Annotated in this window: 25 protein-coding genes and 1 pseudogene; 9 read left to right on the forward strand and 17 right to left on the reverse strand. The window is 31.2% G+C overall.

Translation table 11 applies throughout. From position 1 onward, the window contains the following. Positions 1 to 115: 115 nt before the first annotated feature. The 5 genes from ACJDU8_RS09145 (at position 116) to ACJDU8_RS09165 (ending at position 5,965) form a co-directional block, all read left to right on the forward strand. Entirely contained in the window at positions 116 to 1,504 is a 1,389-nt protein-coding gene (locus tag ACJDU8_RS09145; protein WP_406791875.1) for a pyridoxal phosphate-dependent decarboxylase family protein, read from the forward strand. Positions 1,505 to 1,509: 5 nt separating this feature from the next. Then, on the forward strand, positions 1,510 to 2,541 hold the full coding sequence (locus ACJDU8_RS09150) for a 1-aminocyclopropane-1-carboxylate deaminase/D-cysteine desulfhydrase (protein ID WP_406791843.1): 1,032 nt from the start codon (positions 1,510 to 1,512) through the stop codon (positions 2,539 to 2,541). A gap of 287 nt (positions 2,542 to 2,828) precedes the next feature. Further along, on the forward strand, positions 2,829 to 3,524 hold the full coding sequence (locus tag ACJDU8_RS09155) for an aspartate/glutamate racemase family protein (RefSeq protein ID WP_406791844.1): 696 nt from the start codon (positions 2,829 to 2,831) through the stop codon (positions 3,522 to 3,524). Between the two features lie 799 nt (positions 3,525 to 4,323). Then, positions 4,324 to 5,187 carry a YitT family protein gene (locus tag ACJDU8_RS09160; protein WP_406791845.1) on the forward strand — a complete coding sequence of 288 codons (864 nt, stop codon included), beginning with the start codon at positions 4,324 to 4,326 and terminating at the stop codon, positions 5,185 to 5,187. Between the two features lie 214 nt (positions 5,188 to 5,401). Further along, positions 5,402 to 5,965, forward strand: a complete 564-nt coding sequence (locus ACJDU8_RS09165; RefSeq protein ID WP_406791846.1) for an HXXEE domain-containing protein — start codon at positions 5,402 to 5,404, stop codon at positions 5,963 to 5,965. Here the strand turns inward: ACJDU8_RS09165 and ACJDU8_RS09170 are convergent. Further along, entirely contained in the window at positions 5,943 to 6,344 is a 402-nt protein-coding gene (locus ACJDU8_RS09170) for a group II intron maturase-specific domain-containing protein (RefSeq protein ID WP_406791876.1), read from the reverse strand. The genes ACJDU8_RS09165 and ACJDU8_RS09170 overlap by 23 nt on opposite strands. A 29-nt stretch (positions 6,345 to 6,373) precedes the next feature. Between ACJDU8_RS09170 and ACJDU8_RS09175 the strand changes: the two genes are divergently transcribed. The 3 genes from ACJDU8_RS09175 to ACJDU8_RS09185 all read left to right on the forward strand — a co-directional run bounded on the left by ACJDU8_RS09175 (position 6,374) and on the right by ACJDU8_RS09185 (position 10,364). Then, entirely contained in the window at positions 6,374 to 6,595 is a 222-nt protein-coding gene (locus ACJDU8_RS09175; RefSeq protein WP_406791847.1) for a hypothetical protein, read from the forward strand. Positions 6,596 to 6,980: 385 nt separating this feature from the next. Further along, positions 6,981 to 9,647, forward strand: coding sequence for a DEAD/DEAH box helicase (locus ACJDU8_RS09180; protein WP_406791848.1), 2,667 nt, complete (start codon positions 6,981 to 6,983; stop codon positions 9,645 to 9,647). After that, on the forward strand, positions 9,648 to 10,364 hold the full coding sequence (locus tag ACJDU8_RS09185; protein ID WP_406791849.1) for an SWIM zinc finger family protein: 717 nt from the start codon (positions 9,648 to 9,650) through the stop codon (positions 10,362 to 10,364). 673 nt (positions 10,365 to 11,037) lie between these two features. Here the strand turns inward: ACJDU8_RS09185 and ACJDU8_RS09190 are convergent. From ACJDU8_RS09190 to ACJDU8_RS09200, 3 genes are all read right to left on the reverse strand, one after another. Continuing rightward, positions 11,038 to 11,457 carry a hypothetical protein gene (locus ACJDU8_RS09190; RefSeq protein WP_406791850.1) on the reverse strand — a complete coding sequence of 140 codons (420 nt, stop codon included), beginning with the start codon at positions 11,455 to 11,457 and terminating at the stop codon, positions 11,038 to 11,040. Positions 11,458 to 11,839: 382 nt separating this feature from the next. Beyond that, positions 11,840 to 12,709, reverse strand: a complete 870-nt coding sequence (locus tag ACJDU8_RS09195; protein WP_406791851.1) for a methionyl aminopeptidase — start codon at positions 12,707 to 12,709, stop codon at positions 11,840 to 11,842. A gap of 28 nt (positions 12,710 to 12,737) precedes the next feature. Continuing rightward, a complete protein-coding gene (locus tag ACJDU8_RS09200) occupies positions 12,738 to 13,124 on the reverse strand; it encodes a helix-turn-helix transcriptional regulator (RefSeq protein ID WP_406791852.1) in 387 nt (128 codons plus the stop codon). 908 nt (positions 13,125 to 14,032) lie between these two features. Between ACJDU8_RS09200 and ACJDU8_RS09205 the strand changes: the two genes are divergently transcribed. Next, entirely contained in the window at positions 14,033 to 14,704 is a 672-nt protein-coding gene (locus tag ACJDU8_RS09205; protein WP_406791853.1) for a hypothetical protein, read from the forward strand. A 323-nt stretch (positions 14,705 to 15,027) separates the two neighbouring features. On the opposite strand, the gene ACJDU8_RS09210 is transcribed toward ACJDU8_RS09205, so the two are convergent. From ACJDU8_RS09210 to ACJDU8_RS09270, 13 genes and pseudogenes are all read right to left on the reverse strand, one after another. After that, the gene (locus tag ACJDU8_RS09210) at positions 15,028 to 15,477 is read right to left on the reverse strand and encodes a C-GCAxxG-C-C family (seleno)protein (RefSeq protein ID WP_406791854.1); all 450 of its coding nucleotides are present in this window, start codon (positions 15,475 to 15,477) and stop codon (positions 15,028 to 15,030) included. A gap of 159 nt (positions 15,478 to 15,636) precedes the next feature. Beyond that, positions 15,637 to 16,047 (reverse strand): arsenate reductase ArsC, encoded by a 411-nt coding sequence (locus ACJDU8_RS09215; protein WP_406791855.1) that lies wholly within the window; start codon positions 16,045 to 16,047, stop codon positions 15,637 to 15,639. 17 nt (positions 16,048 to 16,064) lie between these two features. Beyond that, complete coding sequence (arsB, locus tag ACJDU8_RS09220) at positions 16,065 to 17,123, reverse strand: ACR3 family arsenite efflux transporter (RefSeq protein ID WP_406791856.1); 1,059 nt, start codon at positions 17,121 to 17,123, stop codon at positions 16,065 to 16,067. A gap of 20 nt (positions 17,124 to 17,143) precedes the next feature. Next, a pseudogene (arsA, locus tag ACJDU8_RS09225) lies at positions 17,144 to 18,889 on the reverse strand (arsenical pump-driving ATPase). Next, positions 18,889 to 19,257 (reverse strand): arsenite efflux transporter metallochaperone ArsD, encoded by a 369-nt coding sequence (gene arsD, locus ACJDU8_RS09230; RefSeq protein WP_406791857.1) that lies wholly within the window; start codon positions 19,255 to 19,257, stop codon positions 18,889 to 18,891. Before arsD ends, arsA begins: the two are co-directional and overlap by 1 nt. 25 nt (positions 19,258 to 19,282) lie before the next feature. Continuing rightward, positions 19,283 to 19,621 (reverse strand): ArsR/SmtB family transcription factor, encoded by a 339-nt coding sequence (locus ACJDU8_RS09235; RefSeq protein ID WP_406791858.1) that lies wholly within the window; start codon positions 19,619 to 19,621, stop codon positions 19,283 to 19,285. Positions 19,622 to 19,841: 220 nt separating this feature from the next. Continuing rightward, positions 19,842 to 20,219, reverse strand: a complete 378-nt coding sequence (locus ACJDU8_RS09240) for a hypothetical protein (protein ID WP_406791859.1) — start codon at positions 20,217 to 20,219, stop codon at positions 19,842 to 19,844. A 767-nt stretch (positions 20,220 to 20,986) separates the two neighbouring features. Next, complete coding sequence (locus tag ACJDU8_RS09245) at positions 20,987 to 21,223, reverse strand: ATP-binding protein (RefSeq protein ID WP_406791860.1); 237 nt, start codon at positions 21,221 to 21,223, stop codon at positions 20,987 to 20,989. A 117-nt stretch (positions 21,224 to 21,340) separates the two neighbouring features. After that, positions 21,341 to 22,528 (reverse strand): MFS transporter, encoded by a 1,188-nt coding sequence (locus ACJDU8_RS09250; protein WP_406791877.1) that lies wholly within the window; start codon positions 22,526 to 22,528, stop codon positions 21,341 to 21,343. Positions 22,529 to 22,611: 83 nt separating this feature from the next. Then, positions 22,612 to 23,580 carry a permease gene (locus tag ACJDU8_RS09255; RefSeq protein ID WP_406791861.1) on the reverse strand — a complete coding sequence of 323 codons (969 nt, stop codon included), beginning with the start codon at positions 23,578 to 23,580 and terminating at the stop codon, positions 22,612 to 22,614. Positions 23,581 to 23,695: 115 nt separating this feature from the next. Further along, positions 23,696 to 23,935, reverse strand: coding sequence for a thioredoxin family protein (locus ACJDU8_RS09260; RefSeq protein WP_406791862.1), 240 nt, complete (start codon positions 23,933 to 23,935; stop codon positions 23,696 to 23,698). Between the two features lie 36 nt (positions 23,936 to 23,971). Further along, on the reverse strand, positions 23,972 to 24,274 hold the full coding sequence (locus ACJDU8_RS09265; RefSeq protein WP_406791863.1) for an ArsR/SmtB family transcription factor: 303 nt from the start codon (positions 24,272 to 24,274) through the stop codon (positions 23,972 to 23,974). 459 nt (positions 24,275 to 24,733) lie between these two features. Next, positions 24,734 to 25,939, reverse strand: a complete 1,206-nt coding sequence (locus ACJDU8_RS09270; protein WP_479723067.1) for an aspartate aminotransferase family protein — start codon at positions 25,937 to 25,939, stop codon at positions 24,734 to 24,736. Between the last annotated feature and the right edge of the window lie 361 nt (positions 25,940 to 26,300).

Consider the following 26,300-nt stretch of genomic DNA (forward strand, 5'->3'; position numbering starts at 1 on the left):
TATAATACAAGGGGGAATTAAGATAAGTAATGATTTTTCAAAGTTACCTGAAAATGCTTTTATACATCCAAAAGGATTAAATAATCAAAAGATAATTGAACTATTACAAAGAGGAATCAACCTATTTACTAGTCATTTATCAGACTTTGAATCCACCTCTCCATTACCTAATAATCTAGAAAAGATATTTGATACTACTATACCAGACAGTCCTGTGCAATTAGAGCATATATTTGGTGGACTAAAAAATATTATTAAATTGTCAATGAATCCTTCACATCCAGGATATATTGGTCATATGGACTCGATGCCAACAACAATGTCGATTATTGGGGATATGATATCAGCAGCAGTAAATAATAATATGTTAAGTATTGAAATGTCACCAATACTTTCAAATTTAGAATTTTCTATTACTAAAGCTATAGCTAATTTATTTGGATTCAGAGAAAATTCAGGAGGAGTTTTAACAAGTGGAGGATCTTTAGCAAATTTACAGGCATTAACTGTAGCAAGAAATCATGCTTTTAAATCAGTAAAACAAAGCATTGTAGGGTTAAACTTTAAACCAGTTATTTTAGCTTCGGAAGTTGCACACACTTCATTACAAAAAGCTGCAATGATACTTGGATTGGGAACGGAGGCAGTAATATATATAAAAACAAATGAAAATTCACAGTTAGATGTTGGTGACCTTGTTACAAAAATTAAAAAATGTAAACTGGAAAACAAGTATCCGTTTTGTGTAGTTGCTACTGCGGGAACAACAGTTACCGGTAGTATAGACAACCTTATAGAAATAAATAAAATAGCAAAAGAACATAAACTGTGGTTTCATGTAGATGCAGCATATGGAGGAGGGCTAGTTTTTTCAGATAAATACAAAAAGCTCATTGAAGGCATTGAATTTGCAGATTCTATTACCTTCAATCCTCAGAAATTGTTGTATATTGCTAAAACTTGTGCAATGGTTTTGTTTAGAGATATGAGTTTAATTCATCAGAATTTTAGAATATCTGCACCATACATGAAGGAGATTGAAAATATTAATCTAGGAGAAATTTCTGTACAAGGCACAAGACATGCGGATATTTTGAAATTGTGGTTATCGTTACAGCATATAGGCAAGTGTGGTTATAACGAGCTTATAAATAAAAATATGAAATTAACTCAATACTTTATGTCATGTATACAAGAAAGACCTTATATTACTGTTACAAATATTCCTCAAACAAATATTATATGTTTTCGTGGAATACCTAGCTGGTTACCAGAAGATAGATGGGATGCATGGAATACAAAGTTACAAGATTATCTACTTAATAAAGAAAATGTATTTATTTCATTGCCAACATATAAAAACTGCCGTTGGCTAAGAGTTGTATTACTTAACCCTTATACTGATAAGAGTATAATTGATAATTTATTTAACAAAATTGACAACTTTATCAAGATAAAATATAAAAGAAATAGTACATTTAATAGAAAAATATATGGAGGTTGATAACTATGTTAGTAAAAAGAAAAAAAATCTCATTCTTAGGATCACAACCGACACTGATTAACTATCTTCCAACTCTTTCAAAAGAACTAGGGGTGGAACTGTTCATCAAACGGGATGACCTTACTTTGTTTGGCGCGGGTGGAAATAAGTTGCGCAAGCTTGAATACATTCTTTATGATGCTATTCAGAAAGGTGCTACAACACTGCTCACTGTAGGCGGAGCACAAACAAACCACGGGCGTCTCACCGCAGCAGTGGCAGCAAAATACGGTATGAAATGCGTTATTGTATGTGTTGATGAATATCCTGGTGAAATTAGTGCAAGTATACTTTTGGATGGCATCTTTAATGCAGAGGTTGTTATGAAAAAGAATGATGGTCGTGATAGCAATGTGCAGCTTGCTGAAACCGTAGCAGCTGCCAAAGCTAGATATGAAGATATGGGTGAAACAGTATATGAAATACCTCTTGGTGGCAGTGATGTAGTGGGAATTATGGGATACTATGAATGTGCAGTAGAGATTACAGCTCAAGCCCAAAAGTTAGGGATTGAAGATGCCACTGTTGCAACCGGTGTGGGTAGTATGGGAACTTATTTAGGCCTTTACTGTGGCCTCAAAAATGAAGGTTCACCTTTGGGACTTACAGGCATTGCTATCCTTCCTTTTACTGATTATCATGATAGACGAATCGTGGAATATTTTAGACAGGTAAAGAAAGAGTACAATCTTTCAATAAATGCATGCCGTGAGGATTTTAATATTGAAACAGGATATACAAGGGGAGCTTATAACAATCCTGACTCTACCGTTCGACAGGCTATTTATAGTATGGCAAGGGCTGAAGCTATATTACTTGATCCATGCTATACAGGAAAAGTATTTGCGGGTGTATTAGATATGATTGAAGAAGGAAAGATCAAAAAAGGTGAAAGAATAATCTTGCTTCATACAGGTGGTTTGCCTGGGCTTTATACTAAACATCATCGTGTGGAATTTGAGAAGGAGTTGATTGGACATGTTACAATCGTAGACTAATTCAAAATGAAATTATCTATTTTAGAAAGTAGAAATGATGATTTTTATATAGTCAATAAAATTTATAAGTATCCTGCTAGAAGTTGTGTCTAAGTTGCAGAACTGCCTTTGAATGTGCTTACTGAAATTGAATGTATTGCATTAAAAAAGTAGTTTGTACAAGATGAAACTATTGAATACTAGTAATTCTAGAGAGTTGTTCAGTATAAGGAAAATAGATCTATTTTTCCCTATCAAAAAGCCTAACTTATATCTGTTAAATCAGGATTTATAGAGGAGGTATAGATATGAAAAAACTAGGTTTAATTGGTGGAATAGGGCCAGAGTCCACAATTTCATATTATCACGATATCGTATATGGAGTCCAAAGCCAGGTTGGAGAAAAGTTTTTTCCTAATCTGACTATTGAGAGTCTAAATGTTTTTGATGTCCTTAATATGTGTGACAGGAAAGAATATGAAGCACTCATCAATTATTTAATGACTTCAATCAATAATTTGAAAGCCAGTGGTGTAGATTTTATAGCTTTATCGGGTAATACACCACACATTGTTTTTGATGAGTTGCAGAAACGTTCACCTATCCCAATTGTGAGTATTATTGAGGCTACTTGTGATGAAACAAAGCGACGTAATATATCTAAAGTAGGGTTATTAGGAACAATCTTCACTATGGATGGAGAATTTTTTAAAAAACCGTTTGAGAATAATCATATAGAAGTAGTAACGCCAACTGATGAAGAAAAGAGGTTTGCTAATCAGAAGATTTCACAAGAGTTAGAGTTAGGTATTGTCAAGGAAGAAACTTTATCAGCATTTCTGAAAATTGTGCAGAGAATGAAAGATGAAAATGGAATACAGGCGATTGTTTTAGGTTGTACTGAATTACCATTGTTGTTCAAAGGGATCAGAACACCAGTATATTGTTTAGATACAATGCAGATACACATACAAACTCTTGTTAATATTATTATAGAGAACTAAATTAAATTCTAATTCCTAGAGATGACTAAAGGGACATTATTTTGGGGCTTAGTTATGCCAGATTTTTCTTATTAGGCGCTAGGCGAAGTATTAATTTTGATGTTGAAGTTACACTGCCACTATGTTCAGCAATTATATACTCATTTTATTATAACAGGGTAAAAAACCGTACTGGTTCTGAACTGCCCCCTGTCAAGTAGACAGTGAAAATAATAAAAAGTTTTTTCAAAGGTGTCAATCATGTGATTGGCACTTTCTTTATGCCGCGCCACCAGAATGCTTTCTTTAAAATATTTACCAACTTGACCTATTTTGGATTCTTTAAATTTGTTGGATATAAATATATGAGCACTTAATTCCTTATTGTTAGTGCAATATCGATGTATTTCAATAGTTTTGTTAAACTTGTTTACATAATCAACAGTTTTTTTAGTGGTCTATATGTAGTATGATTTTAATATGCATTATGATATGATTTAAATTAATGTGCAGTACTTACGTAGACCAACTTAAACTTTAAGATATCAAGGTTTTATAAACGTCAATGGTGCTTAAGGGTTGTTGCTACTGGGTTTAAGACAATTTCCCCTGATACTTTTCATGTATTTGGTTTAAGTTTAATATAAAAAGTATATATTATTAAATTTGGGTTATTAGCTCTAAGATTTTAATATTAAATCTTTATAGAACGTCACAACAAGAATCTTTTAAAAGTTTCTAGGGCCTAAAAGTATTGATATACTTTAGGTGTAAATTTTCGAGTAAGTCCTATAGAATAAATAAAAATGGAGAGGTTAGTGTGAAAATTAATGCATTATTTAATAAGGAAGATATAAAGAATACAATTTTTGTAGTAGTCGGTTGTTTATTATCAGCTATAGGTGTAAACATGTTTTTAGTAAATGCAAAACTATTCAGTGGAGGGGTGTCAGGTATAGCCATCTTGATACAGTATGCTCTCAATATTCCCGTAGGATATACAGTACTAATAGCTAATATACCTTTGTTGGTATTAAGTTACAGAAAATTAAACAGAAGATTTACCACATACAGTATAATTGGGACTGTATCGCTGTCATTATTCTTAATACTGACTAAAAATTTAAGCAATGTTCTTACGGTACATGATACGCTGCTATTTTGTGTATATGGAGGTGTGTTAACTGGTGCTGGAGCAGGATTAGCGTATTCGAACCACGGTTCAGAGGGTGGTATGAACATAGTAGTAATGCTAGTTAAAAAGAAATATGATAGTCTTGATGTAGGACAGTTGGGTTTTATTGTAAACTGTATAATAGTATTTTTAGGAATGCTGCTAAATGGAATAACTGTTGCATTATACACATTAATGAGCATGTATATAGCAGGTTTTGTTACAGATAAGCTGATTCATGGTCTGTCAAGAAAGAAGGTATTGCTTATAATTACGGATAAAGAGGATGAAGTTTTTGAGTATATAACAACTTACATGCACCGTGAAGCTACAATCCTAAATGGTAAGACGCTTATTGGTAAGGAAAGAAAAGTTATATACTGTGTAGTGCATATATCAAGATTACCGCAGCTTAAATACTCAGTACAGAAAATAGACAGGGATGCTTTTATTTCAATAATAGATGCTTCAGAAGTAGATGGTAAAGGATTTAATTCAAGTATTTTATAATGGGTAATAGTATTTAAAACTGCAATTCGTAATTTGAACTAATTCAGAAAATTCTCTGACGGAAGAATGCGGCTTCAAGGCATTTTTGAGTATAATATTTATGTAAAAACACATGCATATTTAATGCATACAATGTATATTATGAATTGCAGATTAACTACTGTTCTGTAGTTGTATAATAATCTATTAATAAGGAAAAGTTGGAGGAATGTTTATGATAAAAAAGTTCGCTGAAAATCAGAATTGGGCTAAAGCTACTCCTTGGATGGGTACCATTTCGGTGATATTATTATTTTCATTCTATAGTTCATCGCAGGCAATGTTCTGGGCTTTTGTCAATATTCCACTCTATCTGTTCCACCAAGCTGAGGAGCATTATAAGCCAGGAGGATTCAAAGGTTATATAAATCAGGTTATTAACCATTTACCTGAGGGTGAAGAAAAACTGACTGATATTCAGATTTTCTGGATTAATGTAGGGTTTGTATGGATAATCCTTACCATTCTCGGTATACTTTCCTTTTATAATATAGGCTTTGGACTGCTTATTATTATTTTCAGTATTACAAATTGTTTGACACATATCTTCCAAGGAATTAAAAGGCGTGAATGGAACCCTGGGCTTATAGTTGCCAGTATACAGTTCCTTCTATCCGTATACGGGGCATATTTTATAACAATCAATACTTTGAACAACCAATGGTTATGGTGGAGCTGTTCAGTAATTTTTACGATAATTGTTCATGCATTGCTTTTCAAAAATATATTAAGGGATTAGATAAGTAAAAAGCATCAATTGTCGTAAATAGCCATCCCTTTCCATTTCTTTCGTGCCAATACCTATTAGGTCTCCACCATTTATTGGGATGCCGATGCTTTGCCCATTGGAGCAGCAAGAGGTACAATGTATTATTGACATAGGAAAACACTTGACTTGCTACAACATGTCTATGGTAGTTGCACCATCCTCTAATCACCTGATTTAGTCTACGGATTAGTTCAAATTGTTTGATTGCTTTTCCTTCTTCCAGAATAATAGTGGAGCATTTTCTTATGAAGTTTTTTATTGAACTTTTTGATGGCTTGATAATTAGTTTGCCGTTGAATTTTCTAAAAGTCCATCCAAGAAAATCAAATCCTTTATCTATATGCGTTATTCTTGTTTTTTCTTCTGAATGCTCTTAGGATGGGCCGTAATAAAGCAGCACATGATGGTTATGGATCTGTTGAATCAGCAAAATTATTAGTGGAATTTGCATATAAGCTTGGTGTACGGTTTATGCAGACCTATGGAGAACGGAATTATGAGCCGAAAGGGTTTATGACACCAGAAGACAGAAGTAAAGACCAAGATTTTGAAGCAACTATTAGGCAGCAGGAAGAAATAATAAGAGAACTAAATGATTAGTATGTAAACCACCTACATCTTTAAGGCTAGCGTTTTCAGCAGCCTTAAAGATCTTTTTACAACTATACCAACTGTCACACAAAACATGACCTTTATTTATTGGAGAAGGTAAAGAACTTATAAGTTCAATATCCATATCAATTTTGCTCTTGATTTTTTTATCATAAATAGAAATTGAGTAGGGTATAACAACATCAAGGAGACTTTCATATTATTTTTTCTGAATTTGACTTGTTATATTTTTTATATTCCCATAAGGTATGGACACCTTAGTATTGATGAGGTAACATAAGGTGAAATGGTGCCTAAAAAGATATATTGGTAAAAATACGATATATAGGTATAATGATAGAAATGTAAGTTATTTTATCAGGAGGATATTTTTTTGGAACAAAGGATTAAAGAAAAGAAAGAATTAATAGTTATTTTTACTCAAACAGGCTTTACAGTAGATTATGAAATAACTTCTAAAAAAATTTTATCTAAAGAAAATCAAAACAATCAAGAAGTTTGGTATACAAAATTCTTAGAGGATAAGTATAAAACCTTATTGGAGCTTGGATTTAGTAATCAGGATGATTGGATGTCACAATCAATAAGCTTTTTATATTTTGTAGCTAATAAATTAATAATGAAACTTTCAAGGCAGTCAGATATAGAGTTTACCAGGGAAGCAGCAGAGTTATCTTTAGACTATGAAGAGCTTGATGAAATTAAAAATAGAGTACCTTTTGCAATAGGTATAGAATTTATTAATGATAAATGGATTTCTTTCATCTGGGAAAAAATTATTGATGTATATAAAAGACAGATATCCAACTATAATGGAACCGTTAAGGATTTTTTAATAGAGAGAAATACTAATATCAATATAGTTGGAAGAGTATTTTTTCATTTAGTGGAAAGTAAGGAAGAAGATTATCCCTTTGCATTTCTGGCTACATATTCTACAGAAAATAAAACTGCAGGTTTACATAAGGCAAAGCACATGCCTTTAAAAAATGCTCTTTTAGAATATAAAGAAGATAAAGAAAAACTTCTCCAATTAATGTCAACTATAAGCAAAGCAGCAGATAAAAGTAATTTTATATCAGAGCTTATGGAAAGCGGAGAATTATTTTCACCATTAAAATTTTCAAGAAAAGAGGCTTACACCATTTTAAAGGAAATACCTATTTATGAGGAAGCAGGAATAATGTGCAGAATTCCAAACTGGTGGAAAAAGAAGAGTAATTCCTTAAGACTTTCAATTTCTATTGGAGAAAAAGAACCTTCAAAGGTTGGAATGGATGCATTATTAGCTTTTGAACCAGAAATATTCCTTGGAGAAGAAAAAATTTCTAAAGAAGAATTGCAAAAGTTACTTTTAGAATCTGAAGGCCTAGCTTTAATTAAGGGAAAATGGATAGAAATTGATAAGAATAAGCTGTCAGAGATTTTAGAAGCCTATGAAAAAGCCAATAGCTTATCTAAAAATCAAGGATTAACCATAGCAGAAGCAATGAGGATGGAATTAACTGCAGGTGAAAAGTTAGGGATTAATGAAGCTGTTGTGGACTTAGAAGTATCAAATGGAGCATGGCTCAAAAAAATTAGAGAAACTATGCTTAATCCAGAAATTATTAAAGAAATCAAACCTGTTGAAAGTTTTAATGCCACTCTAAGACCGTATCAACAAACAGGTTTTTCATGGCTTTCTTATATGCAGAAGCTTGGTTTTGGAGCTTGTCTTGCGGATGATATGGGACTTGGTAAGACTGTGCAGATTATTGCATTTCTTGAAAAAATCAGAACTGAAAGAGGAGGAAAGATACTTATTATAATCCCAGCCTCCCTCATCGGGAACTGGCAAAAGGAAATAGAAAAATTTGCACCTGAAATGGCAGTAACTGTACTCCACGGAAAAGAATCTGCCATAAATTTAAAATCAGATACCGCATTTTTGTATATTACTACCTATGGTATGGCAGTCCGCTTAGAAGAGCTAAAAGATATTATTTGGGACATATTAATTCTTGATGAAGCTCAAGCAATAAAAAATCCAGGAACAAAACAAACTAAAACCATTAAACAAATTAAAGGCAAAAGTAAAATAGCAATGACAGGTACCCCTATTGAAAATAGACTTTCAGATCTTTGGTCTTTGTTTGATTTTTTAGATGCAGGTTTACTTGGAAATGCTAAGGAATTTACAGATTTCACAAAGAGAATAAGAGAAAACAATAGTGCTTATGCAAAGCTTAGAAATATTATAAATCCATTTATATTAAGAAGATTAAAGACAGATAAAAATGTCATAGCTGACCTTCCGGAGAAGGTTGAAATTAGAGAGTATGCAGCTTTAAGCAAGAAGCAAATTGTTCTCTATAATAAGCTGGTAAAAGAGCTTGAAGTTAAATTACAAAATTCAGAAGGCATAGAAAGAAAAGGTCTTGTGCTTGGAGGTATAATTAAATTTAAACAAATATGTAATCATCCAGGTCAATATCTTGGTCTTCAAGAATATAAATGGAATTACAGTGGAAAATTTGAGCAACTTAAGGATATTTGTGAAAATATATATGAAAAACGAGAAAAAGTTCTTGTTTTTACACAATTTAAAGAAATGACTGAGCCTATAGCAGAATTTTTAGAAGGGATATTTAATAGGAAAGGCTTAGTTCTTCATGGGGGAACTTCTATTAAAAAAAGAAGTAAAATGGTGGAAGAATTTAATGGAGAAGAATATATTCCCTATATGGTACTTTCACTTAAAGCAGGTGGCGTTGGATTAAACCTTACAGCAGCTAATCATGTTATTCACTTTGATAGATGGTGGAATCCAGCAGTTGAGAACCAGGCAACAGACAGAGCATTTCGTATAGGTCAGACAAAAAATGTAATGGTGCATAAATTTATTACAGCAGGAACAATTGAAGAAAAAATAGATTTGATGATAGAAGAAAAGCAAAAATTAGCTGGTGATATAATAGGTTCATCAGGTGAAAATTGGATTACAGAGCTTGATAATAAGGAAATTATGGAATTGTTCAAGTTAGGTGGTGAAAAATAAATGGGTCACTATGGATTTTTTGAATATGTTCCTGTTGCACAGAAAAGGGAAAACGCTAAAAAAAGTCTTGATAAACTTAAAAAGACAAATCCTGATATTTCACCAATTATTATTGAAGGAAGAACAATTGCAAGTAAATGGTGGGGGAAGGCTTGGAACAAAAACTTAGAAAGTTATGCTGATTCCAGCAATAGAATAGGACGAGGCAGATCCTATGTAAGAAATGGTTCGGTATTAGATTTAAAAATTAAAGAGGGAAAGGTTGAAGCTTTAGTTCAAGGCAGCAGCTCTAAACCATATAGCGTTGTAATTTCAATTGATAAATTAGATAAATCTAAGTGGCAAAAGGTTAAAGAAATTTGTAATCATAAAATTGATACTATGGAAACCTTACTTGCAGGAAAATTTCCTAAGGAATTTGATGAAGCATTTAGTACTTCATCAAATGGAATGTTTCCAAGTCCAAAAGAAATTCATTTTAAATGCAGCTGCCCGGATTCAGCAAGAATGTGTAAGCATATAGCAGCGGTGTTATATGGAGTTGGTGCGAGATTAGATGAAGAGCCAATTCTATTCTTTAAGCTTAGAGACATTGATTTTCAAGAATTGCTAAAAAAATCAATGGAAGAGAAAATGAAAAATATGCTTAAGAATGCAGATAAGGGGAGTAAGCGTATTATTGATGATACAGATGTATTTGATCTGTTTGGAGTATAAGCTATACTATTACTATCAATGAGTTTTTTTAATTTCATTACTGAAAATGGAGGAGACCTTACTAAAGTCGTTAAAGAGATTCAGTCTTGGTCTATTAAATATTATTCTTACTTAGACAGCGAATGTAAATAATCTGATATAAAAGGTCTGTTTCATGAGGAATTCAAAATAAAAATGGATGAATTGCATGACAGAAAAAATAAATTGGAGCTAAATATTAGGGAACTGGAAAACAGGAGTCATACTCCAACAATAATCGAGGAAGAAATTAATCTATAGCTTTCCATATCATATAATTGTATGAGGACAAAATAGTAAACCGTACTGAATTTTCGGTACGGTTGTATGTATCATTTATCGTGGGTTTTGGTGTCTAATAACTATAATATTGATACAATTTAGCGACTTTTTCAATAGGAACGTAGATTTTAATATCGCTAAATTGTAGGGGTTTCTGCTAAAAGATGCACACCTCAATTTAAAATCCTCTGTAGTGTCATGTTTAATAAGTATATACTTTTTACTGCAATCATTTAAATTTTATATTATATAGCGGCGGCGAAGCACGACCTTTGAAATCCACTGCTCTTTCTAAATATAAAAATGCACCAGCATTTGCTGATGCTAATAAAACAAAAATTTTAAGACATTTTTAAAAACGGTTAACCTACTTCTAATTCTGTATACGAGGTGTAAATCCAGTTATAATTAATGTTGACCATTCACTATCTTCATTATCAATCCACTGGCATTCCACATCTAAATATTTAAGCCATGCATTAAGTCCATAACTTTTCTTACTTATGTTAGGAGATTTTCTACCATGCTGTTCTTTTATAACCTCTAGCAATTCAATTTGCTCATCCTTACCTAACTCTTTATTTACTAATTCTAGTACTACTTCTAGACATTCTGTATATGCTCTTCCATCCCCAAGATAAATTTCATCTGAATAAATTTGTCTTTCCTTATTTAAAACATCAATAATTTCATTAATTTCTTCTTTATTAGATAGGTAATACTTTGCTCTTCTTAAAGCTTCAATGTCTCCATCTAATTTGTTTATCTTTTTCTCTAAACTTTCTTTTATCATAAACATACTCTCTTTTCATTTTTTAATTAGTCTTCATTAAATACCTTAATAAAGACTAATTAATTATACCAGCAATAATATATTATTGCTATTTATCTTTGTATTTAAATTTCATTATTATTTAGATATAGATTTTTTATGCACAAAGTTATATAATAAAATTCATTCAAAACGTTATAATCGATTAGGGCTAAAGGTGATTTATATACAATTTAGCAAATCTCAAACCTTAACGCAAAAACCACTAATTCTACGCAAAAGTTGCCCTCCCCCTAGGTAAAGTTTGGTTAAAATTCTAGTCCACGGAAACATAACTACTCAAAACCTATGCTATTTATGGTACGGTTCACCGTATCTATTTAACTGCGGTTTCTATTAAAAGTTAATGTGCTAATACCTCATATCCGTTGCTTGTAACCAATACCATGATTTCCTCTTGAGCTGAAGGCTGTCCATCTGCCGTATAAATAGTCCAACCATTCTTCTTATCTAAAAATATTTCGTCCGTTCCTGAATTAATCATTGGTTCTATGGTAAATACCATGCCTGGCACCATCAGCATCTCTGTTTTTTTCTTAGAAATATAGCTTACCCATGGTTCTTCATGAAATTCTAATCCAATTCCATGTCCTCCGATTTCTTTTACTACAGAGTATCCATTTTTCATCGCATGCTCATGTATTGCTTGCCCCATATCCCCAAGAAATCCCCAAGGTTTTACTTGTCTTAACCCTAAATCAATACATTCTTGCATAACGCGAATCAGACTTCTCTTCTTCTCACATACAGCTCCAATGCAGAACATTCTAGATGAATCCGAAAAATATCCTCGATAGATGGTTGAAACATCAATATTGATAATATCCCCGCTTTTTAGTATTACATCTTTTGATGGTATCCCATGACATACCTGTTCGTTAATAGAAGTACATACACTTTTGGGAAATCCTTCGAACCCAAGTTGTGCTGGTACAGCACCAAACTCTATTGTTTTTTCATAGGCAAGTTGGTTAATTTCTTCTGTAGTTATACCTGCCTGGATATGCTCAGCAATATAATCTAAAACTGCAATATTAAGTTTTCCACTTTCACGTACTCCTGTTATCTGTTCAGTTGTTTTTATAATATTCATAGGTGGGACTATATGTCCATGTGTTTTATAAAACTCAATCCTACTATCAAACTTGGCATGACATTTTTTGTATTTGTTTTGACTGCCACACCAACATAAATCATTTCTCCCTAATTTCATCCTACTCTCCCTTTACTAACTTCTTTATTTAAATTTCCACAAATTCATTATTTGCCACTGGAAGGATATTAGGCCTCACATATAACTGAATGGTAGCCAAAGTCTTTCTATATTGATTGGGGGTGTATCCATAAGCATCTACAAAGGCCCTTGTAAAACTTTCTTGACAGGAAAATCCATATTTTAATGCTATATCCAGAAGTCTATCCTGTGTATTTTTCACGTCTATTGCAGAAAGAGTTAATCTACGCTTTGATAAATATTGTTTAAAAGTAATCCCCACATATTCATGAAATTTATTTGAACAATAGAACTGAGAGTATCCAACATAATTTGACATTTCAGCCAGCGTTGGATTCCTTGTAATATTACCTTCTATCCAGTTAACCATATTTTCTACCGTTTTAATGGACAACCATAATCCCCTCCCTGTAAGAATAGTGTACTAGATTCTTTAGCTAAAAACTTAACATGACTTGCAATAATATCTACTTATTTGAATGCCTTATCAAATATTATATACCTAAAATGACTGCACCTTCAATTAATGCCACAAATTCAACTGCTTCAAGTTATAACTACAAAAACAGGGGACAGCTCTATGTCTTAAAACGCAGAACAGTCCCCTGTCATATACAGTATTTCCAATGTTCTTATCAAAATCGCAGTCACTTATGGTACGGTTCACCTTATATAATTCTAAATCTGTGAACGAAAAAAACATCGAAAATGTTTCTGCTAAAAAGTGCACACTCCACCTAAAAAAATGCACACCCCAAATTCTAAAAATTTTAGAGTGTGCATTTTTATGAAAAACATCCCATTCTTTAAGTCTTCATGCTCAATTTTAGCATTCATTTTCCCTTCAAAAAACACCGAAAGCCACTGATATCAAGGGCTTTCTATTGTATTAATATTTAAGTCTATGTATGGTGGAGGCGAGCCGAATGAAGTTTCATACACACTTTCTCGTAGTGAAATTAATAATAAACAAAAACTTGATAGATTAATGACCTCAACAAATAAATTCAATGGAAATTGTTACATTGCAGCAGTATTAAATAAGTCATGGAAAAATATACTTGAGTAATTCATTGAAATAGCATAATCTACTAGATTTTATCTCTTTAATAAAGTATTATTGTGCAAGGAGACTAAATATTAATACGAATTAAGGTATTTGTGGTATTATATAGATATGTAGTGTTATTATAGTAACAAGTGGAAGTTGTTATAGGTACTAGTGATAAGTTTAGGGTGTTTAATAGTATTTGAATATAGGACAAGATGTAGTTGTATTTATGCCAGGGAGGATTGGTAAAATTGATAAAACTAAGTTTTCTTGCTGAAAAGCTACCACAGTGTTGTGAAATAGATTCTTTCCATATCTCATTATGTTCTGAAAGTGAAAAACAATCGTTAAAAGAGTTTTTACCAGAATGTAAATCAGTAATTGTTTTGGCACATCATGTAAAGCATTCATTAGAGTGGGGGTGGTTTCCTCTTGAATCTGAACGAAATAATGTCACTTGTGCTGCAGACTTGCACTTAAAATCAGAATGTGAAAAAATTGTATCAATATTAGAAAAAAAAGGATATCATAGTTTGAGTATACCATACCCAGGTAAGTGTGGTATAAGATTTAAAGATTTAGCAAATAAAACTGGACTCGGCAAAATAGGTGATAACTTTATGTTCCTTCACAAAGAGTGGGGAACTTGGACGCATTTAAGAGTAATAGTTACTGATGTGGAAATATCAGATAACTTACCCATTTGTGAAGATGTCTGCACTCATTGTGGAATTTGTAAAGCCTCATGTCCAGCAAAAGTAATTAAAAATGATACTTTGTTAGGTGTTGAATGTGATGAATATCAGGATAAACGAGATGCTGATATTGGTATACAAGGAAGTTATGTGTTTAAATGTGAAGAATGTGCTCGCGCTTGTCCCGTAGGTGATATGCCAGAAAGAATCACTATATCTAAATACTGACAATGTATCTTCACAAAATTCTTATAATGTCTAATTAATTTACCTAGTAAAAAATAAAACTAGAGTATTTTTCACTCTAGTTGGAGTAATACCACCAAACGTGTAACCAGGGGCAAAGGGTACTGTATTTGAAATTTTTTGTACATAAGTAGTTACTTTTCTACAATATTAGGCTTGTTTGATAAACATAGTCCCTGTTATTAATATAGTTGGTGAAGTTATGTTTTTTACGTCTAATTGTACTAATACACCTAATTGAATTATTAAGTTAGCAAAAATAGCTTTTCTTTTTTAAATAATTTAAGCTTAAAGTTTTTATTCTGTTAAATATATATATTTTTGTCTATTACTTTTAATATATTTTCAGTAACTTCAGATGCGTAAACAACATATTTTTCACAGTTTTTGTGATGTTCCGGTTTTCCCCATTCAACACTTTTAGTAAGTGCACGACAGCAAGTGTATTTAAATTTTTCTTTGAACTTATCATGTATTTCTTTAGAGGCTTCAAATGCAGGATTTTCACTTTCTGATTTTTCAGTTCTACCTAAAATACAGCTTGTAACAAGTACACTACCGGTTATACAACCACAACAGCATTTAGAATTTCCTAATCCTGTTCCAAAACCAGTAGCCATTTTTAGTGCTTTTTCTGAAAGTTTTAGGTTGTACACTTCATTAAATGCCTTTAAAATTGCTTCACTACAATATAAACCATTCTTAAAGTAATCTAATGCTACTTTAGAAACTTTTTCATTAACTTGTATACTCATAGGAACACCTCTCATTTGTATATTTTTTATTATAGAATAGATCATATTCTATATGGTATCAATAAAATTATTAAAATAAATAGGTCCACAAACTCCCGTTGAATAGCAACAGCACATGGCTGGAATAAAAATTTCTATCTTACTCACTTTTATCGGCCCTTATAATTTAATTTCTTTATTTTCAATTCTTTTAGCTAAGTCTTTAATTTTTTCTTCAATGGCTTTAGCTGTTTTTATAAACTCATCATCACTTTTTCCAGAAGGATCTTCTAGTCCCCAGTCTTCCTCACACTTTGAAGGTAGGAATGGACAAACTACATTACATCCCATTTTAATTACTATATCAATTTTAGGAAGATCACTAAGTAGTTTTGACTTTTGTGTTTTATTCATATCAATATTATATAAATCCTTTATAATTCTTACTGCATCTTGATTTATATTTGGTCTTAATTCTGTTCCAGCAGAGTAGGATTCGAATATATCCTTTGCAAATAATTTTCCTAAAGCTTCTGCCATTTGTGATCTACAAGAATTGTGTACGCATATAAATGCTACCTTTGGTTTCATAATTGTTTCCTCCGTATTTAATCTAATTTTGTAGGTATTTTAAAATATTTTTTTCTCCAATGTAGTGCAACATTTACAAGACCTATCATAACCGGCACTTCGACTAATGGACCTATAACAGCCGTAAAAGCTTCTTTTGATTCTATTCCAAATACTGCAACTGCAACTGCTATTGCAAGTTCAAAGTTATTACTTGCTGCGGTAAATGACAGTGTAGTTGTTTTTTTATAATCTATTCCAGATTTATAACTTATAAAGAATGAGACTGAGAACATTATTACAAAGTATATTAAAAGTGGAACAGCTATTCTTATAACATCAAAAGGAAGTTCAACTATATATTTTCCCTTATAAGTAAACATGATTATTATAGTAAATAGTAAAGCAATTAATGCCAGTGGACTTATCTTAGGTATGAATTTTTTTGTATACCATTCTGTTCCCATTTTAGGTTCTAGTAATAATCTTGTAAATAAACCAGCTGCAAATGGTATTCCAAGATAAATTGCTACGGATTCTGCTACTTTAACTATAGAAATATCCACCCTGTAACCGGTAAGTCCAAACCATGTTGGTAAAACAGTTATAAATATATAACAATACATTGAATAAAATATAACTTGAAAAATTGAGTTGAAAGCTACAAGAGCAGCTGCATATTCTGTATCACCATCAGCTAAACTATTCCAAACAATAACCATAGCAATACATCTTGCAAGACCAATTAATATAAGTCCAGTCATAAATGCTGGATATGACTTTAAAAAAACAAATGCAAGTATAAACATTAAAACCGGTCCTATAATCCAGTTTTGTAAAAGTGATAACCCCAAAACTTTAGGATTTCTAAAAACTTTATGGAATTCCTTATAGTTTACTTTGGCAAGGGGTGGATACATCATTACAATAAGTCCAATGGCTATAGGTATGGACGTAGTACCTACAGATAGATTAGATAAACCTTTTGATATTCCTGGTATTCCCCATCCAAATAGAACTCCTATAAACATGGCAAGAAATATCCAAAGCGTCAAATAACGATCAAGTAACGACAATCTAGATGATTTACTTTTCATATATATTCCTCCTGTTTTCTTTAACCTAATAACTCAAATAATTTTTCGTCTTTAATTTCTTCTGCTTTCCATTCTATCAATGCAAAATTTCCGTTAGAAATTTCGTTAACTTTATTGATCTATGGTATTTCATTGCTTGCTTTAGCTTTAAGTACACTATTTGTGGTATCAGCTGCATAGATACTGGAGTTTATAACCCACCATTTACTTGCAATTCCAGCACGTTTTAGATCTACTTCAAGGCGCATGGATTCATAAACTGGAGTATCCTCAGCTAAAGTTACAATAATAACTTCTGTATCATTAGCATTTTTAAGTTTAGGTAAAAGATCTTTAACAGATTGAGGTATATTACCTTCCGAACGCTGAATTTCTTTATTATAGCTTTCCGTAGAATCTAATAGTAATAATGTATGCCCTGTAGGTGCTGTATCTATTACTACAACTTCATCCTTTGATTTCTCAACTATTTCTGCAAAAGCCCTGAATACAGCTATTTCCTGTGTACATGGAGATCTTAAATCTTCTTCAATATATGCTATATCACTTTCGTTCATAGTTTTTCTGGCATTATTTAATACTTCTTTTTTATATTTTTCAAGTTCTTCTTTTTCATCAATATGACTTAATGTAATTCCATAGTTTTTGTCTAAGACAAATTTTAAATGTGCTGCTGGATCTGTAGTAGTTAAATGAACCTTTTTACCTTTTTTTGAAAGTCCAAGAGCAATAGCAGCTGCAACTGTTGTTTTACCTACTCCACCTTTTCCCATAGTAAATATTACTTTTTTATCATTATTATATAGATCGTTAACTATATCTTTTAACTTATTTATTTTATTTACGTTCAGCTCTGAAATTTTATATTCAACGTTATCTTTTTTTAAAAATGCTCTTATATTTTTAATTCCTGTTATATTATATGGTCTAAGTGGTATTTCATAAGTTTGAAGACATTTTATACTTTTAGGTATACTCTCTAAAGCATTTTTCTGCTTTAAATAAATTGCATTTGAAATATTATCATCATGAATTTCAAGTACACCATTTATAATCAGTGACTGATTATTTATACCTATATCTCTTAATTCTTTAGAGGCTCTTTCTGCTTCTCTAAGAGGTGTAATTTCAGGTCGTGAAACAATAATGAGGGTAGTCTTTGTTCCATCCGATAAAGTTTCAACCGCATTTTTATATAATGTTTTCTTATCTTCAAGTCCTGATAACTGACCTAAACATGAAGCTCCATGAGTGCTCTCTCCTATAAAATTGCTCCAGGCCGAGGGAAGTTGGAGCATTCTCAGAGTATGCCCTGTAGGTGCTGTATCAAAAATTATGTGATCAAATTTTCTCTCTATTTTTTCATCAGCAATAAAAGTTGAAAATTCATTAAAAGCAGCTATTTCCACAGTACAAGAACCTGAAAGCTGTTCTTCCATATTTTTAATAGCTGCCTCTGGTAACTTATTACGATATGGAGCTATCACACTTTCTCTATATTCTGCAGCAGCTTTTTCGGGATTAAGATTCGCTACTGTTAAGTTTGGTACTTCTCTAATTTTGACCCCTTTATTATTAAGCTCTGTACTAAATACATCCTGCAAATTTGAAGCTGGGTCTGTACTAATAAGCATGATTTGTTTACCTTGATCTGCAAGGGCAACAGCAGTGGCACAGGCAGTGGAAGTCTTGCCTACACCGCCTTTACCTGTAAAAAGCAAATATTTAGTTAAATGTATACTGTTGGTATCAAATTTTTTGAACATTAACAACATCCTCCACAATCACAACCTTTAGACTTTATCTTAAGTCTAGTCTTTAAATAATCTTCTGGTATACTTAGTAATTGACAAAATTCTTTATTTGTTGGATATGCTTTTGTCTTTACTATTACACCATCTACCATAGTTACTGGAAGTATTTCTGTGCCTTCTTTATTCAATATTTCATTAATAGTTTTATTATCAACAAATATCTGGGGATTGCTGGTTAAATTATATCTTTCAACTAATATACCTTTCTTTTGAAGATTATTAATAACAGTAGAAACCCTCAATAATTCAGGATCTATAGAGGGGCCACATACACCTGTAGAACAGCACATTGCGGGCTCAAAAATTATCATTTTTTTCACATAAATCTCTCCTTATCATATAAATTTATTTTTTATTATCAGTTTTACATGAACTAGTACCCTGGCTTTTGCAGATACATTCCTCTGTATCTGTTATAATATTCATCAAAAACAGCATTAGCTTGTTTGTATTAGCATTGTCTAAGGAATAGTAATTCCATAGTCCTTCTTTCCTACATTTAATAAGGTTACAATCCATCAGCACCTTCATGTGGTGGGATAGAGTAGGTTGCGTAAAATTAAAATTTTCCAATAAATCACAGGCACATTTTTCACCACAGGAAAGTATATCAATAATTTTTAACCTGTTTTGATCAGACAGTGCCTTGAATATTTTTGCGTTTAATTCATAATTCAAATTCATAAAGTCACTCCTTATATAGATAACTATCTATGTTTACAATATAGACCATTATCTATATAGTGTCAATATAATTACTCAAATAATAAAAACAATAGACTATTATATATATAATAGTCTATGTAATGAATATTTATGTGTTACCTATGTTTATCAATTTTTAATAAATAACTTTAATTTACTCCAAAGAAGAGTGACAATCAATATTAGTCATGTACAAAATCTAAAAAATGCTTGTAATAAGCCAAAGTAATGCAACAAATATTTTCATAATTGGACAGATTTTTATAGGTAATACTGAGGTTTTTGCACCAGTAAACAAAGAAAGAATTGCCATACTAACAAGCATCAAAGAGGACAGTCTAATTACGATAATTCCTACTTGATCACTTGAAAGCCCCATTATAGTGAGTACAAGCACTAACGTTCCAACAAAACAAAGAGTAATCCCCTCTGCTATCCACTCCATAGTAATAATCAACTTATTTTCCTTTGAAATATCTCCAAAACCATTCACTACTTGTTTCGTAGGTATAATATGGGCTATACCCCACCCAATTGAAATTATTGAACCTAAAACAAATAATAACTTAGATGACATATTTTGTCCTCCACATAAAATATTTGGATTTTGATCACTATTAGGACTATTTCCTTTCAATTGTTGTACATTTTTTTACAATTACGAATTAATACATAACCATCTATACCAACATTATACTAAATATAGAAAAATAATTAAACCGCAAACTCATTTACATTTTAAGGAATTGAGTTTGCGGTTTATCGTAGATACCCTAGGATTACCCCATGTAACTAAAATATAAAATATTATTTTGAAATTATTTCATCTAATCTTTTCCTCAAAGTTGCTTTGTCTAATTTATCTACCGGTAGATCAATAAGTAAATTAATTCTTGTATTTAACTCATTTCTTATTTTTTTAAAGTGAGTAACTGTCTTTTCCTCGTTGCCTTTAAAGTCTCTTGGGTCAGTTATTCCCCAGTGTACATAAATCGCATCATTCGGTAAAGTAGGACATTCATTTTTAGCCTTATCACATAATGTAATAACAAAATCAAACTCCTCAATTCTTTTATGTAATCATTCATAATCATATGATAGATTATATCAGTTATCAATAATTATAATAATTATTTAGCATATATTTAACATTAATTTAAAATTCAGTATACTTAATCTTCAAACAACCTTTAAAAGTGAGTGATCTTAATAAATGTAATGATACAATAAATCTATAATATCCAATTAGGTAGAGGCTAAAAAATAAAACTAGAGCAGTTTTTGGTCTAGTTAATAAGCAAAACAAGAATATTATAATAATAGTGAGATTTTGGTACTACACTATTAATTACAGTATCCACAATTACAGTTACACTCTTGTTTAGTATCATCAACATACTGTATAGCTCCTGAAGGACATAAACTTTGACATCCTCTACAACCCTCTATACATCCCTCTGGAAAAATTATTATTGATCTATTTTCCTCTTTTTTATATACTCCATGTTTGCACTTGTTAAAACAAGCCCCGCACTCTTTACAAATTGCATAATCAATAACAGGATACCATGTTTTTGACATATCCCTAACCTCCTAAAATAATATTTATTATAAAACTTTCTTTTTAAAAAATTATTATAATTTTTTTATTGGTAAGAATTTGCATTAAATTTGACAACTAAAGAGCTTATAACTACTTTAGATATCTTTAATTAACGCATAACTTAGCAACAAAGTGACTATAAGTAAAGAGCCATAAATAACAAATAGTGCATTTATGCCATATACCATTATGACTCTTCCTCCAATTGCAGTTCCTAATCCACCGCCCCCCATGAAGCAAAATGCAACTAAGGACATAGCAGACCCTCTTGATTTTTGAGCAAATTCAGTAGCTCTTGTTAAAAGTGTGGAATGTGTAAATATAAATCCAATCCCAAGTAATGCAACTCCTAATACTAACATGAATATATTAGTTCCCGAAAAATATATTACAATGTCGGCAAGTGAGGCAGAAATGAGTCCTATACTTAGAATTTTGCGTTGACCAATCTTTCTTGTAATTTTTCCACTCATTCTTCCACCGATTACTGACATAATTCCAAATCCAGTCATTATAAAGCCAATATAAAGATTATTATAATGGTATGTCTTAGCAATAAAAGATCCAATGTATGAAAAGCTCCCAACTATAAACATTCCTTCAAAAATTACAATTAAATAAGTAAATAAACTTGTAGTATTTGATATAAGTTTTATATAAGGTTTGATAATTTGACTATTCGGATTCTTTTCCGAAGGTAACAGTTTATAATTTTTAATTAACAAAATTGCAGGAATAAGGGATATTAGAGCATATGTCACAAATACACCTCTCCAATTTAATAAGAATGCAATTGTTCCCCCTACAGCCATACTTAATCCTTGTCCAAGAAATGACAATCCCATAAATGTACCAATTGCTTGTTGTCTCTTTTGCATTGGGAAAACATCACCTATTAACGCCAATGATATAGGTATTACAGAGGCTGCAAAAATTCCTGTTAATGAACGAAATAAAGCTAAACTTGTTAAGCTTGAACCTAAAGCACATATACCTGTAGCAATTGTAAATGCTAACATCGAAAACGTAATTACTTGCTTTTTCCCATATCTATCAGCTAAAGGCCCAAAAATAATTTGGAAAACACCAAAAGGTATCATATATGCTGTTATTAGTAATCCTGACTTTGCTATGTCTATATTTAAATTTTGAGATATAGTTGGAAGTATGGGAGATACTACCCAGTTGTCAGCCATAACAATGAATCCAGCAAGTCCTAATAATACAATGAGATTTCTTTTATCAATTATTTTTTTGTTCCATAATTTATACCCCTTCTTAATTCATTTAAACTTAATTATTTAATTAATATTCTTTATTTTGTGTTACTAGAGCTAAGTATAAGATATCTCTGATGTAAAACTTGTTAGACTATTATAAAATTAAATAAATAACCAATGAATACTATTCCTAATGCTACTACTCCAAAGAATACTGATAATAGCTTAGGTTTTAATACTCTTCTTAAAAGAATTGCTTCTGGTAAACTAAGTGCTGTTACAGCCATCATAAATGCAAGTGATGTTCCCATTGCAACTCCAGCTCTTGTAAGTTCGCTAACTAATGGGATTACCCCAGCAGCATTGGAGTATAGTGGAACTCCAATTAGTACAGCTACAAATACTGCAAATGGATTACTCTTTCCAGCATACTTTGCTAATGCCCCTGCAGGAATCCATCCATGTATAAAACCACCTATGGCAATACCGATTATTACATACAACCATATTTTTTTTATTAAATCCCACGTAAAATTCCAAGAATCTATTAATCTTTCCTTTGTAGTTGGATCAGGCAATTCTAAATCAGAATTCATTTGCATTTCATAAACGTATCCTTCTACATGCTTTTCCATTTTTAATTTTCCAATTATAATACCACTTACTATTGCAATTATTTCACCAGAAACTACATAAATTATGGCTATTTTTATTCCAAACAAGCCATAAAGAAGTCCTAATGCAACTTCATTTACCATTGGTGCAGCTATCAAAAAAGAAAATGTAACTCCAAGGGGCACTCCTGCTTCAACAAAACCAATAAAAAGTGGCACTGCAGAACATGAACAAAATGGTGTAACAATTCCGAGTAATGCTGCAAGAACATGCCCAATAAATGTGCTTCCTTTACTCTTTGCAAGTATCTTTTTCGTTTTTTCTGGTGGAAAGAAACTCCTTATAAAAGTGATTACATAGATTATTATTAACAATAAAATAAATATTTTTATAGTATCAAATACGAAGAAATTAAGGGAACTTCCAAGTTTACTTTCTTTAGCAATTCCCAAAATATTATAAATAAGCCAATCAGCAAAAATTTGTACAGGTGTAAACATATTACCCATCCTTCCAATCTATAACTTTATAATTAAACACTTATATACTACCCTGAAATAAGGGACTTTAATCCTATTAATATAGGGTTAAGTCCTTTCTTAATATAGGTTGCCCTTATTTTTCATCATTAATGTATTTTGTAATTTCATCGACATTACAAACCTTACCGAACATTTTAACTTTTTCATTTATTACTATAGCTGGTGTTCTCATAACTCCATATTTCATAATTTCTTTAATATCTTCAACTTTTGTAATATTAGCTTCTACATTAAGCCCTTTAACAGCTTCCCTTGCATTTGATTCAAGTTTTCTACAATTTGAACAACATGATCCTAAAATCTTTATTTCCATAACCATCCTCCTATAGGATATATTTATTTTAAATAATTATTTAGCTTTGCTGAAATTATTTATATAGTTTATTACACATCTATCAACACATTCTATAACTTTCTTTATTTCATCATTGCTAATTCTATAATGAATATTCATTCCAATCTTTTCAGATGCGAGAATACCAGCATCTTTAAGTATCTTTAAATGTTGAGATAAATTAGCCTGGCTAAACTCTACATCTTCATTTAATTTACATACACACTTTGGACCGTTAAATAAAAACTTTACAATTTTATATCTAATTGGATGACCTAATGCTTTGAATATTTTTACACTTAGCTCTTCTTGGTTCATAATTTCCTCCCATAACCTAATATTCGTAAAGTATAAATCTAATTTGTGATCTTCAATAAGTGATATTTAGGCATATAATTATTTACTAATATAATTATAACCAATATTATCCCATTAATCAATACTAATGCTTAAAAAATTATAAATTAATTTTTTAGGATTATTTTTAATAGATTTCACATCTTTTTTAATATAACAATTAGGGAACTATCTTATTCTGACAGTTCCCTGGCAAATGACTATTAGTTACATTTCATTTTTAATATAATACTAAAATTTTTGTTACTTTACTTGTAGCAGTTTTAAACTGACATATAGAAATAGTGTTATCCTTTATTATGTATAATTTTATTGTTTCTATATGTCTACATACAAGGTTCCAATTAAATGCTTGTTTATCTTGTAGCACTAATTTAGTTATAATTGATTAAGAAATATATAGTTTTCAGATGATAATTTTTACAATAGAGTCATGTCTAATACCTTAGAAAGAATAGTGATCATGTTATCAGTTTCCTTATGTGTAATTATTAAGGGTGGCATTAAACGAATAGTGGATGGTCTTGGTGAATTTAATAGGAGACCTTCATCCAAACATTTGATAACAATTTCACTTCCTTTATTTTCTGGAATATCAAAAGCAATAAGTAATCCTCTTCCACGTATATTTTTTAATCCATACGTATTCTTTATTTCATTTAATTTTTCTATTATATATTCTCCTTGTACCTTGGCGTTATGTGATAGATTTTTATTGATAACTTCACTAACTACAGCTATACCTGCAGCCATACCAAGAGGTTGGGCTGAGTAGGTTCCGCCTTGATCCCCAGGCTCAAATATATTAAGTGCTTCTTTAGCTAATAATGCAGACAACGGGTAACCTCCGCCTATTCCCTTTGCTAGTGTCATTATATCAGGTTCAACTTCATAATATTGATATGCAAATAAATCACCAGTTCTTCCAATGCCTGTCTGAACTTCATCAAAAATTAATAGAATTTTACGTTCTCTACATATATTTCTTAAGGCTTTTATATAACTTTTACTGAGTTCGTTAACACCGCCTTCTCCTTGTATAGGTTCTAACATGATTGCACATGTATTAGAAGTTATAGAGGTTTTAATGGCGTCTAAATCATTTAGTGGAACATGTTTAAACCCTGGAACCTTGGGTTCATACAAATCTTTCCAGGCCTTCTTGCCAGTTGCAGACATGGTAGCAAGAGTTCTACCATGAAAACTGTTAACAGCAGTTATTATTTCATAAGCACCATTTAGAAACTTAGCACCATATTTTCTTGCTAACTTTATAGCGCCTTCATTTGCTTCAGAACCACTGCTAGCAAAAAATACTCTATCAAAGCAAGAATTGCTTGTAAGGAGCTTTGAAAATTCAATCATAGGCTTATTATAAAATGAAGGGCTTGCATTTATTAATGTATTACTTTGATTTGTTAATGCTTCTATAAGGACATCTGGACAATGTCCTAATGATGTAACAGCCCATCCACCCATAAAGTCAAGATAACCCTTTCCATTGGTATCCCATAAATACATACCTTTTCCATGCTCCATTACAATATCAGGACGTATGGTAGTAAATAAAATAGATTTGTTTGCTTCATTAAGCAGATCACTTGTGTTGTTTAAGTTGTATTCCAAAAGTATCAGCACCTTTCATAAATTTATAATTTAAGAGGTAATTATTGAAATGCAATTAAAAATAAAATCAATCTAAAATAAAGTTAAATATTTATAACAATTTATCTAGAATTTAAATTTTTAATATTATCCAAATAACCACCTATTCTTATAATTATACTATATTATGTATTATTATAAAATTATAAGTTTCAGATACAACGAAAAATAATTGATATTATTCTGAATTCCATAGGATGATGTTTAATGTCCTATGAATATTTATGCATATATATTATTTGCTTGCGATAATGATTTATTTAAAAATAAATATTAATGTTTTAAAATAAAATTTCCCTAAGTAACCTGTTATGCTAGTTAA

Source organism: Candidatus Clostridium eludens, from assembly GCF_045310515.1.
Classification (GTDB): Bacteria; Bacillota; Clostridia; order Clostridiales; family Clostridiaceae; genus Clostridium_B; species Clostridium_B eludens.